Below are 16801 nucleotides of genomic sequence, written 5' to 3'. Positions count from 1 at the left end.
ATTTATTAATAAAATAACTGAATTGTACGCATAATAAAGGAAATTTGGTCATCTGTCTGGGATAAATGGAGGCGCTGTATGCAAAATAAAATTTTAAAAAACCCAGTATTTCTTATTTCTAGTGGAGCAATTTTTCTCTTAGTCATTATCGGAGCAACGATACCGGAAAAATTTAAGAACGTAGCAAACAGCGTATTTCATATGACAACGGATTATTTCGGCTGGTTTTATTTAATGTCCGTCTTTATTATCGTTTTATTTTTATTCGGTCTGGCAATTAGTAAATACGGAACAATTCGCTTAGGATCAGAAGATGGTCGTCCTGAGTTTAGTTTTCTAACATGGATTTCCATGCTCTTTTCAGCTGGACTTGGTGTCGGCCTGGTCTTTTGGGGTGTAGCTGAGCCGATGAGTCATTATTTTTCCCCTCCATTCAGTGATACAAAGCCTCTATCAACGGATGCAGCCCGACTGGCGATGGGATATTCATTCTTTCATTGGGGATTAAGCCAGTGGTCTGTTTATGCCATATTGGGCCTTGTTATGGCCTTTGTACAATTCAATAAAAAAAGAAATATGCTCATCTCCACTGCTTTAGAGCCTGTCACTGGAACAAATCGAGTCGTTAAAGGAACGATCGATATTCTCGCAGTAATTGCTACCGTCATGGGAGTAGCAACGTCTATAGGGCTAGGCGTATTACAAACAAATGGAGGTTTGACATTTGTTTTTGGTTTGCCAGATACATTTATCTTGCAAGTGGCCATTATTCTTATCATGTTTATTGGCTATATGCTATCAGCCACAACAGGTCTACAAAAAGGGATGAAGATCCTGAGTAATGTCAATATGACTTTAGCAATTGTCTTACTTTTATTTGTTTTTATTACAGGCCCAACAATCTTTATACTTGAAACCTTTACATTAGCTATTGGGGATTATATTTCAAACTTTATTCAATATAGTTTAAGGATGCAGCCATACGTTGGTGGGACTTGGGTGAAGGATTGGACGATCTTTTACTGGGCATGGGCGATCGCTTGGTCACCATTTGTAGGCTCCTTTATAGCTCGTGTATCTAAAGGCAGGACTATTCGAGAATTTATTATAGGGGTTTTAATTATCCCGCCCCTTATTGCCTGCTTTTGGATTGCGACCTTTGGTGGAACCGCAATGTGGTTTGATTTACATCAAGATGCACAAATCGCTCAATCTGTTCATAATGATGTAACGGTTGCACTTTTCCAGCTGTTAGAACACTTACCGCTTTCAACAATTGCATCTACCATTGGAATACTTTTAATCATAATATTTTTAATTACCTCTGCTGATTCGGCCACCTTTATTATGGCGAGTATGACGACAAAAGGTTCTTTAAATCCCACAATTTTATCAAAGCTAGTATGGGGTGTTTTAATGGCAGCTATTTCAGGCGTTTTATTGTATACAGGCGGGCTTGAAGCATTGCAAACGGCCTCATTAATCGCTGCATTACCTTTTACAGTGGTTTTACTTTTATTAATGATTTCTTATATTAAAATGATGAAGGAAGAGATTATTCCTCTTAAGAAAAAGGATATCCAACGTTTGAAAATAGCAAGAAAGCATATTGAAAAGGAAGCAAAAGTGAAAGACAAACATACTAAATAGGAGGCCGTATTCGAAATAATACGGTTTCTTTTTGTTTTAATTTGCACTATTATGAACAAAAAACGATAGGAGGTGCTTAAGGTTGGAAATTGTTTTAGCAGAGAGCAAGGATGCCCCAGTTATACATCAGGTGATGCTACAGGCGTTTCAAGAATATGAAAAAGCTACTCCACCATCCAGTGCACTAAGTGAAACGGTGGATTCAATAGAACAGGCAATGCAGCAAAATGAACAAGCATTTATTGGGTATATCAATAAACAACCAGTTGCCATTGCAAGGTTTACGCTCAGTTCAAAGGGGATTTATTTTTATAGACTTTCAGTGATCCCAGAAAGACAAGGTCAAGGTTTAGCAAAAGTACTGATCTGTCAGCTCGAACAATATGCACTATCGAAAGGGGTAACAATTAGTCGGTGCAAAGTACGTATGAGTGTTCCGCGTAATATTGAGTTATATCGCTCATTAGGTTATGTTGTAACGACAGAGGAAATGGTGAAAAATCGTAATGGTAACTCTCTAGCAATAGTAACAATGGAAAAGAGACTTTCCAATTAGGAGGAGTTTAATTGAGAAAAAAGCTCGGCTGCTTGCATGCTCATTATTCCAATATAGAATACATAGAGCAAGCTTTTCAAAGCGATGAAGATATAGAGATAATCCATTTTGTAGACCCTGGCGTTATAAAGCATGTGTCTAAAGGGAGTAATGATTTAGTACATAAAGTTAAGGAGCAAATTGAATGGATAATTAGCTGTGATGTGGATGCAATCTTAATAACGTGTACAAATTATATAGCTTTATTAAAAGATGAAACTTTGTCCAATCTCCCGATCCCCATCATAAAGATTGATGAGCCCTATTTTGAAAGTATATGTAGTAAGCATCAGCCTCAAACGATACTTTTCACAAATCCAGCAACTGTAGAAGGAACGATGGCAAGACTTCACCAATATGCTAAGCATCAAGGAATATCAGTAGATGTGGTAGCGAAAGTTATTGAACATACATTTGATCTTATTATGCAGGGGAAAAAAGAAGCCTATGACGAGGTTATTTTAAGAACTTTGCATACTTTATCTGCTGAGCAAAAATCCATATCGGTTGCCCAGCTATCGATGGTGGATGCAGCACAACAATTTGAAGATCGCACCAGGATTAAAATTCTTCATCCATTAAAGCCATTAGTGAATATTGTAAAGAGTACGATGAAGTAATAGTTTCGTAATTTACAGAATTATCTGTAACAATATCGTTGAAACAAACGTTTCATAGGAAAGGGGGATGTTATGAAACGAATTGTATTTTTATGTATAGTGCTATTATTCTTAGTGGGTTGTAAAGATGAAGCAAAGGTAACAATACCTGAGGATCTACCTGAATTTGTGCAAGAAGATGATTTTGCATCCGTTGATTGGGATAAAAAGGCAGTGGAATTTGGTGATAGAGGTATTATTGGTAATGCCGATAAATCAGGTGTCATCGGTGCGAATATGCCAAGTTTAAGCACACAAAAATGGATGTGGCATCTATGGGGAATAGATGAAGTACGGGATACGGAGTTAACGATTATTGGATACCATAGAGACTCTAAAGTCGTACAACCGATTTTAGTGGATGGCTGGAGCATAGGGCTTGGCGGACCTGTTAATGGAGCAGATGCACATACACCTTCTCATGTGAAAATTCCTCAGTCTGGTGAATGGGCTATTTTACTGTATACAAATGGAAAATATTTTGATACGTTGATATACGATATCCAGGAATAATAAAGAACCCTTATTTTGTAAGTACCTATACTTAAAAATAAGGGTTTTATACATTTGTAGTTTCTAAATTGTATAAGTATGTAAAAGAAAGGTGTATGGGTGCAAACGAAAGCTTCCAATCATGCTACTAAACTACAAGAGATGAACGAATTATCTACCGAGCGAAGAAAATTACAGTGCATGGTTGTAGCAAGTAAAATATTAAATTGGTAATATAAAAAGTAAAACGGAGGAGAGCAATATGACTGATTTACGATATCCAATTGGACAATTCCAATTCCCAAAAGAAGTGAATTCACAGCAAGTACTAGCATGGATTGATGAAATTCGTTTATTACCAAAACAACTTGCAGAGGCGTTAAATGGTGCAAGCGAGCAAGACCTTGCAAAATCTTATCGTGAAAATGGCTGGACCGTGGCACAGCTAGTCCATCATATTGCCGATAGCCATATGAATAGCTATATCCGTTTTAAACTAGCGTTAACAGAGGATACGCCAACCATTAAGCCATACAATGAGGCGGAATGGGCACAGCTACCAGATTCAGAAATGCCAGTAGCAACTTCTTATAATTTGATTGAAAGCTTACATGAGCGGTGGGTTTATTTACTGACAAGCTTATCACATGAACAATTACAAAGAGCCTTTAATCATCCTGATTCAGGGCTGACGACTCTTGAGCATGCAATCGGTCTGTATGCATGGCATGGCAAGCATCATTTGGCACATATTCAGAATGCATTGGTTAAATAAATATTTTGTGAAAAAACAAGTGATTTCTGCTAATGAAGAAATCACTTGTTTTCATTTTTTATTTAAGTTTATTTTATACGATAGTAATACCAGCACTTGCGTTACCAGCAAGTGTAGCAGCAACTCCTGTAGTAGTCATAGAGAATACCATTAGTAAACGATCACCAGTACTTACAGGTACTGACACGTTTGCATTACCACTTGCAATCGTACCTACTGCTAATGCTATTAGTGGTAAAGGTGGTAATAAATCAACAAATGCTGCAGTAGGGCTGAATACATTGCTTCCTTGAACTGCGCGGTAAATCTGTGCTCTGACAGTCGCTGTTCCAGTTAGAGTTAAAGCAGCAGTTGCTGAGATTGTAGCAGAAATAGATGTAATAGTACCTGGACGTGGAACCGTAAATGCTTCTGTAGCAGCAGAAGATGTTAAATCAATATTAACGCCAGCTAGAGCAACCCCTGGAACAGATGTACCAAATCCAACAAGACTCACAGTACCAACTAATCCAGTAGCAAGAGACACTAAAGCAACAGGAGTTATTCCTGATGAGAATGGGATAATAGAACCAGTAGCTACTGGTGGAGTAATACATGCAGCGTCAATTGCAACAAATGGTCCCAGTGCAGTACACTCCCCGTTACCATGACCGTTACCAGAACAGCCACACATTGAGTTATTCAAACACATTTTTACACCCCCTTTCTTCATTATTCTATTCATTTCAGATTAGGGGTTAAGGGCAATTATCTACTTCACCTATAAATTCAATGATTTCTTAATGACAGCTTTTATTTGACACATAAAGACATCCACTATGTATGTTTTGACATAGTGGATGTTTAAGAAAATGTTAACTCCATCTTTTAAAGAAATCGAAAAATGAGTTTTTTCCTTTTTTAGGTTCTTCCTCAATCGGCTTGTTTACAGGTTCAAGCTGCATGATCTCTTCATCAAAGGACGGATGAACCTCATAGGTTGCATCAGCATGATACACTTCAACATATTCTTCTTCTGTTTCCAATGAAGGAGAATGATCTATATCTGTAGGTTCTGCTACTGTCTCTGCAATGATTTGGTTGAGAGGCTCACTAGCTATTGCTTCAATGTCTTGACTAACAGGCTCGCTAGGTTGCTCTAAGATAACTTGTTCTATCGAGTCATTAATTACAATGGGCTTCTCCAGATTGTTATGCTCATTCTCAGTTTTTACAACCTCCGCAGGATTATTGAATGTTTCAGTTTTAGTGCTATCTGATTCATTAACAATAGAAGATTGTAAAGTATCATTCTCGATGTTTTCCTCGCTTGAAGCTGGCTGTACGGCAGATGGATCATAAACACTTACTGGAACTTCCTTTGCATCCATGGCATTTTTAAAATGGAAGGTGGATTCAACTGTCGTGTTTCTGTATAAACCATTGTATATTTGGCTGGGGTGTGTATTGATTGATTGGAAATATTGCTGATTAAAATGCCGTTCTTCAGGTTTAGTTTCCGGTAGACCATTCTGAGGAGAGGGACCCCCGATGTTTACATTAGGTTGGTGGTTTTTGGCTTTTCCTGCCACACTTTGTAATAGTCTATAAGAAGGTTGTGCTGATGTAATTGTAGTTTGATCTGCGGTTTGGGTCATTCTAGGTTGTCTAGGTAAAAGATTAGGATAAGTTTGAGCAGGCATGTCAATGGAGGGAGGTACGGTTTTTGTATCATTTCCTTTAACTGGCAATAGTTTATTTAAAATTGATAAAATCTCTTGGTTCATTCCTTCAATGGTTTGATTCAAAGACTCAAGCTGTGTTGAAAGAACCCTAATTTGATCGTCGTATCCTTTTATATATGAATTTTGTTTAGTATCCAATGTCTCTGTGATCCCTTCTAAATGGGCCATCTGTGTTTTTAGTCCATCAAACTCCTGCTTCATATAAAGGAAATCTTCAATTGAATTCCCCGTTTTTAACGAGGTTAACGATTCTCTATAAGATTCAATTTTTTGCTTTAAATTTTCAATTTCTTGAGTGGTATACAATTTTGACTCTTCCATTGTAGTTCACCCCTTTCAGTCCATTATTAGTTTATTAAAAATATTGACTTTCTGTTACAAATATAACGGTTCTTTCAACATTTTGATTCGTATCGTTAATGAGAGAAGTGTATGAAAACAAATCTTGATTGATTTTAATAAATATCCAATGTAACTATTTGTTAGCCCATGCACTTATAGCTGAAAAACATATGCTACAAACGAAAGATAAAAATTTTATGGAGGTGTCAAAAGGATGCAAGAGCATATGCCATCCCAGGCGCAGGAACTAATCTGTATAAATGTTGATAAGGTATACGACTGGATTGTAAAAGAAATGTCGTTTGATATTTCACCTACTGGACCAATTACATTCCCAGGTGTTACAGCAACTACTGACTTAACAGGTGCTATTGTTACTTGTCGAGTAATTCCAGCAACTACAAATCCAATTGTGATTCTGAACCGTGAGAATCGCCAATTCTCTATTGATGGATCAACTGTTTGTCTGCAACACCTAAATGTTCAAAAGAACTTCATTCTAACAATTGTCGTTACTTTACCTAATGGTACTGTTTTCACAAGCAATAATATTCCAGTTTCTCGCTGTGAGCAAGTGACATTATGTGCACCTAAGGGAACAGACGTTGAAATTTTATACACAGATTTAGATTGCTTCGTTTGTACAACAGGAACACTTAGTGTTGGAACAGGTGCTGCAGCAGGTACAATCACGTTCTCTGCGTTAACAATTACTGTTGCTGTTTGTCAAAGTATTCAATCTACATTCCCAGTTACAGTGGAATTTTTAGCAACTTTCTGCGAACCAAGAGCAGACTTACCATTCTCATGTCCAACTGCGGTTCGTCCACAACAATGCCCAGTTATTTTCCCAACTGTTGGTTAATTGTGATAACAAAAAGAAGAAAGTCATACTATGGAAGAGAGGGTAATCCTCTCTTTTTTTAATGGAAATAATAAGGAGGTTTAAAGTGACAGATCGTATTGAAGACAAAATACAGGCACTAAAAGAACAAACAAATGCCTATGTTCATGATATTAAAAGGTTGGTTGAGGGATTAGCAATTCCGAATAGGATTAACCTCATCAGTTATTTTACAACTTCATTAAATATTTCCTATGATCCTGAGCAAGAGAGTTTATGTTTAGGCTCTTATCATATTCGTAATATTGGAAGTGCAGCCATCACGAACCCATCTCTGTGTATAACAATACCCAAGGAGTCACCGTTTTACTTTTCGGGGAGATATGTTCATGAAAATTTCACGCCCAATTTTAAGACACAGGGGCAGAGTCAGTGGGAGCGCTTTAATGACAAATCAAGCAAAGAAGAATATTGGCTGAGACCGGTTGGTAAATCAATAATCGAACCGAATGAAACCATTTCATTTACCAATTTTCAAATAAAATGGTCCCATAATTTATCATATTCAGGGACGATTATGGGTTTTACATATTGCGATCAGCTCACAGAAGGTGTTGTAGTTTTAAATCCTATAAATCTAAATGGAATGGGCCAAACACAGGAGGAAGACAATGGGTGACAACGAAAAACAAGAGTTTGGTAGTGTAATTCAGCAATTAGTGAAGGAACAGCTAAGTCGTCGTAATGAACAAGATAATAGCTTTGCATTTCTTGAAAAAAGCACATTACAGCTATTAATTGCCTATCTTGTTACAGGTGAAAAGAGTCATGTTGAACAACTAGAGAATCCACAATTAGAAGGAAAGTGGATGAAGCAGCTGGATGAATTACTAGAGGAAAGTAGAGAGCAGTTTGAAGAGGTGGTCGATTTACTAAAAAGATATTCAGGCTAGGGGGGTGTGATGATGGACAATGAGATTGTGAAAAACAATGATCCAATACAGCTCCAACAAATGATTATTTTTTTAAGGGCCGAGTTAGCTAAGTACAAAAATGAGGTGAAAAGACTTAGAGATAGTGATTACTACGCTTTGGTTCTTCGACTTGAACGAGAAAATGTTCAATTAACAAGGCATAAAAAAGATCTTTCGATGGAGCTACTAAAGTTGAAAAGAGACTTTGATAAGGAATTACAAGCTTACGATGAACAAATTCAGAAAAGAGAAGCGCAAAGAAAAAAACAAATTGCATCCATTGAGGCTTTATTAAAGGAATTGGCAGAATTACGAGCTGAAAATAAGTCATTAATGGACAATATTCAAGCATCAAAGGAAGCTACGATCAATACAAATGAAAGATCTATAATTGAAAGCATAGATAAAAAATTAAGTGACTATACAACTATAGCAGGTAAACAAATGGAGAATATTATAGAGAAACTAGAAAAATACCATAGAGAGAAAGTAGAGTCGGACAGCCTTCATCGACATTTATTAAGGGAGTTAGAGACGAAAAATCTAGAAATTGAGAGACTATCCAATGAATTAGATGCAGTAAAAAAACAATCTAAGGATAATGGCACATCAATAAAACAAGGGGTTAATATTGATGAACAAATAGATTTTAGATTACGTATGCTCGATGAATTAGATCAGAAATTGAATGAACTAGCGTTAGAAATCAATAGTGAGCAGCTTTAGCTGGGGAAATTTCATCATGACTGTTTCAAAAGTATGCCTTTGAAACAGTCATTTTTTATTGCTTCGAATAGGAAGCTTCTAAGAAGGGTCCAACCGCTCATAGAGGAAGACGCTCCTAAATTGGCCATAGCCACTCACATAGTAGAAGGCACCGCTCCAAAACAGGTTAGATCCGCTCCAGAAGATATCATCTTGATCCCCATTCCAATATTACTTTGTTTCTCTATGCAGGGTTACACGTTTCAGGCGAGGAGAGTACTTTTTAAGCTCCAATCTTTCGGGATTATTACGTTTATTTTTAGTAGTAATATAGTTTTTATCACCTGTTTCAGTACAGGCTAGTGTTACTTGTACACGCATTGAAGGGCCTCCTTTTAAATAGTAATTATTACGATTTAAACAATATATTTCTCGCTGGATATTGTCAAGTTTAATTTCACTAGTAATAAAAAGCTTTGCATTTTCCAAAGTAATATGATTTAATTACAAATTGTAAATAGTAATCATTACGATTTGAGGAGTTGTAATAATGACAAAGAAAATTCCTGTTACAGTATTGAGTGGATATTTAGGTTCTGGTAAGACAACCATGATGAATCATGTATTGCAAAACAAAAAGGATTTACGTGTCGCTGTTATTGTGAATGATATGAGTGAAATTAATATTGATGCGGAGCTTATCGCAAATGGTAGCGGTATATCACGTACAGAAGAGAAATTTGTGGAGCTATCGAATGGTTGTATTTGCTGTACATTACGAGAGGATCTATTGCAGGAGGTGGAACGTCTTTCGAAGCTAGGCAATATTGATTACATTTTGATTGAATCGACAGGGATTAGTGAGCCGATTCCAGTTGCACAAACGTTTAGTTATTTAGACGAGGAGCTTGGCATTGATTTAACGAAGTTTTGTCGATTAGATACAATGGTTACGGTCGTAGATGCCCATCGTTTTTGGCATGATTTTCAGTCTGGGGAAAGCTTATTGGAGCGCAAGGAAGCTGTTGGTGAATTAGATGAGCGTGATGTTGCAGACCTTCTCATTGATCAAATTGAATTTTGTGATGTCCTTATTTTAAATAAGTGCGATTTAGTATCCGCAGAGGAGCTTGAGCGATTAGAGCGTATTTTACGTGCATTACAGCCTGAGGCAAAACTTATACGTACAACAAATGGTGTTATCGATCCAGTTGAAATTTTAAATACAGGGCGCTTTGACTTTGAACGTGTCTCTGAATCGGCTGGTTGGTTAAAGGAGTTGGAGCTTGGTCACGAAAACCATACACCAGAGACTGAGGAGTACGGTATCTCTTCCTTTACCTATAAACGCAAAAGACCGTTTCATCCGATGCGCTTTGTTGAATGGTGTGATCACATGCCAGACTCAATAGTACGAGCGAAGGGTATTATTTGGAGTGCAAGACATCAGGAAGTTGCGCTATTATTATCGCAAGCGGGGTCATCTGCAAAAATTGAACCAGTCTCTTATTGGGTAGCAGCACTTTCTCAAGCCCAGCAGCAGGATGTATTCCAGCAAAGCCCTGAAGTATTGGAAGATTGGGATGAAGAGTACGGAGATCGAATGACACAACTTGTTATTATTGGCATTGATCTAGATCGAGAAGACATCACTAAACAGTTGGACAACTGTTTGTTAACAAATGAAGAGTTTCAGAACCCTTGGGAACGTCTACAAGATCCGTTTAACTGGGAATGGCAATAAAGAAGAAAAGAAGATTTCGGCTAAGACTCCGAAATCTTCTTTTGAAATACACGATTATAATTAGTAGCATCTCGTAATGCTTTTTCTTCTATAGGTATGCGTACAGAAAGCATTGTAATATTGAGTAATGTAAAACAAAATGCTGTAAAGTAAGCTTGGAACATGAGTGGTAGCAAAAGGATTTCTAAACAAACTACCGCATAATTGGGGTGGCGCATATATACATAGGGCCCTTTACGAACAACTTGTGCGTCAGGTAAAATGAGTATTTTTGTATTCCAAAAGGTACCTAAAGAGCGAATACACCAGATTCGTAAAGCCTGCACAGCTAAAAATAATATAAAAAATACCGGAAATAAGGGCGAGATACCATTGTTGTTTGTGACGATTTCTACTATTAAAAATAGAAAAAAACTAATATGCATGGCAACCATATAGGGGTAGTGTGAAGCACCTACTTCATAGGCTCCCTGTGAAAGCATCCATTTCTCATTGCGCTTGGCAATGAAAACCTCTGTCAATCTTTGTAGAACGACAAGGGTAAAAATAAGATAGAAGATCATGTTACTCCCTCCAGTTTAATAATACAGCTTCTGCACAAAAACCAGGGCCAAGAGCTACGAGCAAGCCTGTATCCTCCACTTGTCCTTCATTTAACATAAATTGCTCTAATACATATAACACTGTCGGTGATGACATATTACCATATCGTCGCAATATTTCCCGAGAAATGTCGGTTTTTTGGGGAGATAAATAAAGTGTATCTTCATAAGCCTTTAATACCTTTTTTCCTCCAGGATGCGCAATGAAATGAGTGAGTTGTTCACTATACAGTCCTTGATCCATTAAAAATTGCTCAATAAAAGGACCAAGCCAATTGGTAATAATAGAAGGAATACTTTTTTGAAAAATGACATGAAGCCCGTTATTTTTAATATCCCAACCCATCACATTTTCCGAATCTGGCATCCATTTAGAACCACTAGCTTGAATATTAGGGGTTGGTCTTTTTGTTGGGATAGCTACTTCATCACCACAAACAAGTATACATGCTGCACCATCTGCAAAAAGGGAAGCACCGATTAAATTACTTTTAGAAAAATCATTTGGCTGAAAAGTGAGACTACATAACTCGACACAAACGACAAGTACCTTTGCATGTGGATGGGCTTTACAAAAATCATAGGCTCTACTTACACCAGCGGCTCCTCCTGCACAACCAAGTCCCCATAGAGGAATACGTTTAAGTCGATCTGAAAAGGGAAGCTTGTTCATAACACGTGCGTCAATGCTAGGTGTTGAAATTCCTGTACTGCTAACAAAAATGATGGCATCGATGTCCTCAGTTGGAATAGATGAGGATAAAAAAGCTGTATTAGCTAAACATGCTTGAATGACACTTACACTGTATTGTGTAGCCAACTCAATATATAAATTATTACGTTCTTCAAAGGAGTGATTCGTACGATGCCATTCAGCTGGCACACAAAAATGGCGTGTGTTGATGCCACCATTTTCAAAAACCTTTAAGTAGCGCTCTAGTTTTGGAATTTTTGCATAAAAAAGCTCTTTCGTTAGTTCCTCTGCGTTATCTTGCTGTAATGTGTAAGGTGGTTGATATGTGCTAATTGAAATGATTTTAGGCAATCCAACATCTCCTCGCATTTAATGGTTTTGTTCATTGTATGCGTGGATGATTGGAATAAATGCTTATATTATTGTAATTGACAATTTCTGAAAAATTAGCTAATATTGAAAACAACTAAATGGAAAGTAGGTGATGTGACATGATGAATAGATCTGTAATTAGCGAACTGCAATTCGGTTTGTTCAATTTCACACGCCTAACATATACAAAGTGACGCCGTGCTATAACTCGGGGTATTTGTGTATCTTTTAAACGTGCCTGTGAAACCTTGTAACTGCCGAATTGCAGCTACAAGGTTTTTTTATCGTAGTTAGGGTTATTGCGATATGGCCTTTTGCGGATGAAATCGATTTTCGCTGAGGCATCATTGATAAGCACGTTTAGGAGGAAAATAAATTGAATTTACCAACATTAGGATTTACAACATATTTTGAAGAGCAAATGATAGAAATGAAAAAGCAGGCTAAATTAAAAAATTGTGTGCCTGCAAGGGTTACTTTAGAGCATAAGCATTCTTATCGGGTGTTAGCTGAAGAGGGAGAATGGCTTGCGACAATTGCTGGTCATTATGCGTATACCTCTTTAGCTCGGGAGGACTATCCAGCAGTTGGTGATTGGGTGCTAGTGGAGAAAATGCCTGGTGAGGAACGAGCAATTATTCATCAGCTATTCCAAAGAAAATCTGTATTTTCACGTAAAGTTGCAGGAACGGAAATTCAAGAACAGATTGTCGCATCAAATGTCGATATCGTATTACTTGTTATGAGTTTGAACGCTGATTTTAATATTCGACGTTTGGAGAGATATTTAGTGGCTGCTTGGGATTCAGGGGCAAAGCCCATTATTGTCCTGACAAAAGCTGATTTGTGCGAGGATGTTTCAAGCTTAGTGCAAGAGGTGGAATCTGTAGCCTTTGGTGTAGAGATTTTTGTAACGAGTGCTCTATCTGGTGAAGGTTTAGAGGAAATTCAGACGTTATTTACAGAGGGCGTCACAGGGGCATTATTGGGGTCTTCGGGAGCAGGAAAATCCACATTAACAAATGCTTTATGTGGTGAAGTACTGATGAAAGTGGCGGGAATTCGTGAGGATGATGCGAAGGGACGTCATACAACGACCCATCGAGAGCTAGTAGTATTGCCTGCTGGTGGCTGTCTAATTGATACGCCTGGGATGCGTGAGCTTCAACTATGGGATCAAGGTGACAGTTTAGCTTCAAGCTTTCAAGATATTGAGGAACTAGCAACAGCTTGTCGTTATCGTGATTGTACACATCAAAAAGAGCCGTATTGTGCTGTCCAGCAAGCTATTGTAGATGGGGACTTAGATCAATATCGACTACAAAGCTATTTTAAGCTACAAAGAGAATTGGCTTATATAGAACGCAAAACAAATACACAAGTAAAACTTGAGGAGCAACGCAAGTGGAAGCAAATAGCTAAGGGAATGAAAAAGGGGAAAAAATAATCATTGGGAGCACAGCCATGACAATTCAAAACATAAATCATCTACTGTTTTCAGTTTCTAATTTAGACGAATCCATCACATTTTATGAAAAAGTATTCGATGCCAAGCTGCTAGTAAAGGGGAACAGCACAGCCTATTTTGATGTAAATGGGCTGTGGCTTGCTCTTAATGTAGAAAAGGATATACCACGTAATGACATCCATCAGTCCTATACACATATTGCCTTCACAATCGCTGAGGATGACTTTGATATGATGTATGACAAATTGGTGCAACTAAAGGTCAATATTTTAGCAGGTCGGCAAAGAGATGAGAAGGACAAGAAATCGATTTACTTTACGGATCCTGATGGTCATAAATTTGAGTTTCATACAGGAACTTTGCAAGATCGTTTGGATTATTATAAGCGAGAAAAGCCACATATGACGTTTTTTGGTAACTAATTAAGGAGTGATTCTATGAATAAAGCGTTTATTTTTGATATGGATGGAACATTATTTCAAACCAATCTTATTTTAGAGCCTGCGCTTGATGCAACATTTGATGTGCTACGGACAAATGGCCTGTGGCACGGAGAAACACCGATAGAAAAATATAGAGAAATAATGGGGGTTCCTTTACCTGTCGTGTGGGAAACATTATGTCCTATGCATACGCTAGAGATACGAGAAAAGAGCAATGTATTATTTCATGTAAAGCTGGTTGAGCAAATACGTGGACATAAAGGCGCATTGTATCCACATGCTGAACAAACCCTTGCAACATTGTCAGAGAAATATCCGTTATACATAGCGAGTAATGGACAGGTCGACTATTTACAAGCAATCGTTGAAACCTATCAGTTGGAGCGTTTTATAAAGGGAATCTATAGTATTCAAGCTATTGCAAGTGGGCATAAATCAGATCTGGTCAAAAGAGTTGTAGATGAAAATAAAATTGATTACGGAGCAGTGGTAGGAGATCGTTCTTCAGATATCCAAGCTGCACAGGACAATCAATTACTAGCGATAGGAGTACGCTTTGATTTTGCACAGGACAAGGAATTAGAAAAAGCAGATATAGTAATTGATGATTTAACTGCATTGGTAAATGTTACATTAGATTAACCTAAGAAAGTGTATCAAAATAAGGGATGATTTAGCGACAAACATTGCATTTCCTCACAAGAAGGCGTAAAATAATGCCAAATCCTATAGAAAAAGCATTGAGAAGGAAAAGTAAATTGGATTAGCATTTTGTAGAGAGCCTCTGTTGGTGGAAATGAGGTAAATGAACCCTTTTGAAAATGACCTTTGAGCTTCGTACCGAAAGCTTTTTAGCCAGTAGATTACGACGAGAGGGGCACTCGTTACAACAGCAGCAGTATCTCTTTTTTGATTGAAGACGTACTGATAGAGGCAAATAGTGTAAGCTATTTGTAAATATAGGTGGTAACACGGGTATACTCGTCCTAATCAGATTTGATTAGGGCGATTTTTTTTTTACCATTTTTTCTGTGAGGGGAGCAATTTAGAATGACGATTGTTATTGGAGGCGCTTGGCCGTATGCAAATGGCTCTTTGCATTTAGGGCATGTTGCCGCATTATTACCAGGTGATATTTTGGCTAGATATTACCGACAAAAAGGCGAGCAGGTTTTATATGTATCAGGCAGTGATTGTAATGGTACACCCATTTCTATACGGGCCGCACAAGAGAATACAACGACAGAGGCTATAGCTAATCACTATCATGATGAGTTTACTAGATGCTTTCATGATTTAGGATTTACCTATGATTTGTACACAAGAACAGATGCGGAGCACCACCATGAATCCGTTAAGGCCCTTTTCTTACAGCTACTGGCCAACAATTTTTTATACAAAAAGAAAATTGAACAAGCTTACTGTGAGACGGATAAACAATTCCTACCAGATCGATTTGTTGAGGGACTTTGTCCAAATTGTGGAGCAAAAGCAAGGGGAGATCAATGTGATAACTGCTCAGAAATTTTAGACCCTTTGGATTTAATTGATAAGCGCTGCAAAATTTGTGGGAACGAACCTGTTATTCGGGAAACTGAGCACTTTTATTTTACCTTTAGTCAATTTCAAGGAAGGTTGGAGTCTTATTTAGCACAAGCAAAAGTCGAGAAACGTTGGCGTGACAATGCTTTAGGGTTAACGGAGCGATACTTGGCAGAGGGAGTTCCTGACCGAGCAGTAACAAGAGATTTACCGAATGGCATAGATGTTCCAGTGCCAGGTTTTGAAGGGAAAAAAATATATGTATGGATTGAAGCTGTAGCAGGGTACTTAACAGCAAGCTTGGAATGGGCAAAAGAGCATCAAATAGCTATTGAAGATTTATGGAATGAAGAGACTATTTCATACTATGTACATGGGAAGGATAATATTCCATTCCATACAGTTATTTGGCCAGCCATTTTAATGGGAATTGGATCTAAGGCATTACCTACCCATATCATATCCAATGAGTATTTAACATTAGAAAAGCGCAAATTATCTACTAGTCAGAATTGGGCTGTATGGGTTCCTTATATTTTAAGTCGTTATGATGCGGACTCTATTCGCTACTTCTTAACGATGAATGCGCCAGAAAATCGTGATACTGATTTTTCATGGCGGGAATTTATTTATAGCCATAATGGCGAACTACTCGGAGCCTATGGTAATTTTGTAAACCGTACATTGAAGTTTATTGAGAAATCATTTGCTTGTCAGGTGCCACAAGCTGAGGTGGATAGCGACATTCGAAAACAAACCGTACAATTGTTTAATGAAGCGGGCGTTCTTATCGAAGGTGGTCATTTCAAACAGGCGTTAGAATCCATCTTTGAGTATATTCGAGGAGCTAATCGTTATTTTGATGAACAACAGCCATGGCTACAGGTAAAAGAAAACGTAGAGGCAGGTAATCGTACATTAGCAACTTGCGTCTATATCATTGCGAATTTAGGACAGCTGCTGCATCCTTTCTTACCGTTTTCAGCAAAGAAAGTAAGAAATATGTTAGGTATAAATGAAATGATGTGGCATGAGCAAGTAGATCTGCCTAAATTAATTCAAGAGGTGACGCCATTGTTTGAACGTCTTGATATCGAACGAATCGATGAGGAATATCAAAAACTAGTTAGGGATAGTCACTAGGATTGAAAAAGCAGTATGGCTCGCGCGCCATAC

The 16801-nt window shown here is 37.7% G+C and carries 19 protein-coding genes and 1 other annotated feature; of the genes, 14 read left to right on the top strand and 5 right to left on the bottom strand.

Features of this window, described 5'->3' with window-relative positions; all coding sequences use genetic code 11:
* Positions 1–78: 78 nt before the first annotated feature.
* The 5 genes from MKZ14_RS20990 (at position 79) to MKZ14_RS20970 (ending at position 4171) form a co-directional block, all read left to right on the top strand.
* A complete protein-coding gene (locus MKZ14_RS20990) occupies positions 79–1650 on the top strand; it encodes a BCCT family transporter (RefSeq protein ID WP_339280421.1) in 1572 nt (523 codons plus the stop codon).
* An 82-nt stretch (positions 1651–1732) separates the two neighbouring features.
* Positions 1733–2206 carry a GNAT family N-acetyltransferase gene (locus tag MKZ14_RS20985; RefSeq protein ID WP_036079543.1) on the top strand — a complete coding sequence of 158 codons (474 nt, stop codon included), beginning with the start codon at positions 1733–1735 and terminating at the stop codon, positions 2204–2206.
* An 11-nt stretch (positions 2207–2217) separates the two neighbouring features.
* Positions 2218–2865: a hypothetical protein gene (locus MKZ14_RS20980; RefSeq protein ID WP_339280420.1), complete on the top strand. Its 648-nt coding sequence runs from the start codon at positions 2218–2220 to the stop codon at positions 2863–2865.
* A 72-nt stretch (positions 2866–2937) separates the two neighbouring features.
* A complete protein-coding gene (locus MKZ14_RS20975; RefSeq protein ID WP_333004690.1) occupies positions 2938–3417 on the top strand; it encodes a hypothetical protein in 480 nt (159 codons plus the stop codon).
* A gap of 241 nt (positions 3418–3658) precedes the next feature.
* Positions 3659–4171 (top strand): YfiT family bacillithiol transferase, encoded by a 513-nt coding sequence (locus tag MKZ14_RS20970; RefSeq protein ID WP_339280419.1) that lies wholly within the window; start codon positions 3659–3661, stop codon positions 4169–4171.
* Positions 4172–4244: 73 nt separating this feature from the next.
* On the opposite strand, the gene MKZ14_RS20965 is transcribed toward MKZ14_RS20970, so the two are convergent.
* Together MKZ14_RS20965 and MKZ14_RS20960 are read right to left on the bottom strand one after the other, a co-directional pair.
* Positions 4245–4862, bottom strand: coding sequence for an exosporium glycoprotein BclB-related protein (locus MKZ14_RS20965; RefSeq protein ID WP_258858860.1), 618 nt, complete (start codon positions 4860–4862; stop codon positions 4245–4247).
* A gap of 163 nt (positions 4863–5025) precedes the next feature.
* Positions 5026–6216 carry a hypothetical protein gene (locus MKZ14_RS20960; protein WP_339280418.1) on the bottom strand — a complete coding sequence of 397 codons (1191 nt, stop codon included), beginning with the start codon at positions 6214–6216 and terminating at the stop codon, positions 5026–5028.
* A 235-nt stretch (positions 6217–6451) separates the two neighbouring features.
* On the opposite strand from MKZ14_RS20960, the gene MKZ14_RS20955 reads away from it, so the two are divergent.
* From MKZ14_RS20955 to MKZ14_RS20940, 4 genes are all read left to right on the top strand, one after another.
* A complete protein-coding gene (locus MKZ14_RS20955) occupies positions 6452–7102 on the top strand; it encodes a hypothetical protein (protein ID WP_004231775.1) in 651 nt (216 codons plus the stop codon).
* Between the two features lie 85 nt (positions 7103–7187).
* Entirely contained in the window at positions 7188–7760 is a 573-nt protein-coding gene (locus tag MKZ14_RS20950) for a hypothetical protein (protein ID WP_036079532.1), read from the top strand.
* Positions 7753–8034, top strand: coding sequence for a hypothetical protein (locus MKZ14_RS20945; protein WP_016993047.1), 282 nt, complete (start codon positions 7753–7755; stop codon positions 8032–8034). The genes MKZ14_RS20950 and MKZ14_RS20945 overlap by 8 nt, the downstream gene beginning before the upstream one ends.
* A gap of 12 nt (positions 8035–8046) precedes the next feature.
* Positions 8047–8781: a hypothetical protein gene (locus MKZ14_RS20940; RefSeq protein ID WP_339280417.1), complete on the top strand. Its 735-nt coding sequence runs from the start codon at positions 8047–8049 to the stop codon at positions 8779–8781.
* Positions 8782–8991: 210 nt separating this feature from the next.
* Here MKZ14_RS20940 and rpmG read toward each other — a convergent pair whose 3' ends face one another.
* The gene (rpmG, locus tag MKZ14_RS20935) at positions 8992–9141 is read right to left on the bottom strand and encodes a 50S ribosomal protein L33 (protein ID WP_004231780.1); all 150 of its coding nucleotides are present in this window, start codon (positions 9139–9141) and stop codon (positions 8992–8994) included.
* 169 nt (positions 9142–9310) lie between these two features.
* Between rpmG and MKZ14_RS20930 the strand changes: the two genes are divergently transcribed.
* Positions 9311–10504 carry a GTP-binding protein gene (locus MKZ14_RS20930; protein ID WP_016993039.1) on the top strand — a complete coding sequence of 398 codons (1194 nt, stop codon included), beginning with the start codon at positions 9311–9313 and terminating at the stop codon, positions 10502–10504.
* Positions 10505–10524: 20 nt separating this feature from the next.
* On the opposite strand, the gene MKZ14_RS20925 is transcribed toward MKZ14_RS20930, so the two are convergent.
* Positions 10525–11067: an isoprenylcysteine carboxyl methyltransferase family protein gene (locus tag MKZ14_RS20925; RefSeq protein WP_339280416.1), complete on the bottom strand. Its 543-nt coding sequence runs from the start codon at positions 11065–11067 to the stop codon at positions 10525–10527.
* Position 11068: 1 nt separating this feature from the next.
* Entirely contained in the window at positions 11069–12151 is a 1083-nt protein-coding gene (locus MKZ14_RS20920; protein ID WP_339280415.1) for a 3-oxoacyl-[acyl-carrier-protein] synthase III C-terminal domain-containing protein, read from the bottom strand.
* A gap of 397 nt (positions 12152–12548) precedes the next feature.
* On the opposite strand from MKZ14_RS20920, the gene rsgA reads away from it, so the two are divergent.
* The 4 genes from rsgA to metG all read left to right on the top strand — a co-directional run bounded on the left by rsgA (position 12549) and on the right by metG (position 16768).
* Complete coding sequence (gene rsgA / locus MKZ14_RS20915) at positions 12549–13619, top strand: ribosome small subunit-dependent GTPase A (RefSeq protein ID WP_339280414.1); 1071 nt, start codon at positions 12549–12551, stop codon at positions 13617–13619.
* A 17-nt stretch (positions 13620–13636) separates the two neighbouring features.
* The gene (fosM, locus tag MKZ14_RS20910) at positions 13637–14062 is read left to right on the top strand and encodes a FosM family fosfomycin resistance protein (RefSeq protein WP_258858853.1); all 426 of its coding nucleotides are present in this window, start codon (positions 13637–13639) and stop codon (positions 14060–14062) included.
* Between the two features lie 15 nt (positions 14063–14077).
* Complete coding sequence (locus MKZ14_RS20905; protein WP_312123922.1) at positions 14078–14725, top strand: HAD hydrolase-like protein; 648 nt, start codon at positions 14078–14080, stop codon at positions 14723–14725.
* Positions 14726–14814: 89 nt separating this feature from the next.
* Positions 14815–15075: a binding site (T-box leader), on the top strand.
* Positions 15076–15133: 58 nt separating this feature from the next.
* On the top strand, positions 15134–16768 hold the full coding sequence (metG, locus tag MKZ14_RS20900) for a methionine--tRNA ligase (protein ID WP_339280413.1): 1635 nt from the start codon (positions 15134–15136) through the stop codon (positions 16766–16768).
* The last annotated feature ends 33 nt before the right edge of the window (positions 16769–16801 follow it).

The sequence above is a fragment of the Lysinibacillus sp. FSL P2-0066 genome (assembly GCF_037969495.1).
In the GTDB taxonomy this organism is placed as follows: Bacteria; Bacillota; Bacilli; order Bacillales_A; family Planococcaceae; genus Lysinibacillus; species Lysinibacillus boronitolerans.
The sequence above is the reverse complement of the archived record's forward strand: the minus strand, read 5'-3'. Positions and strand labels throughout refer to the sequence as shown.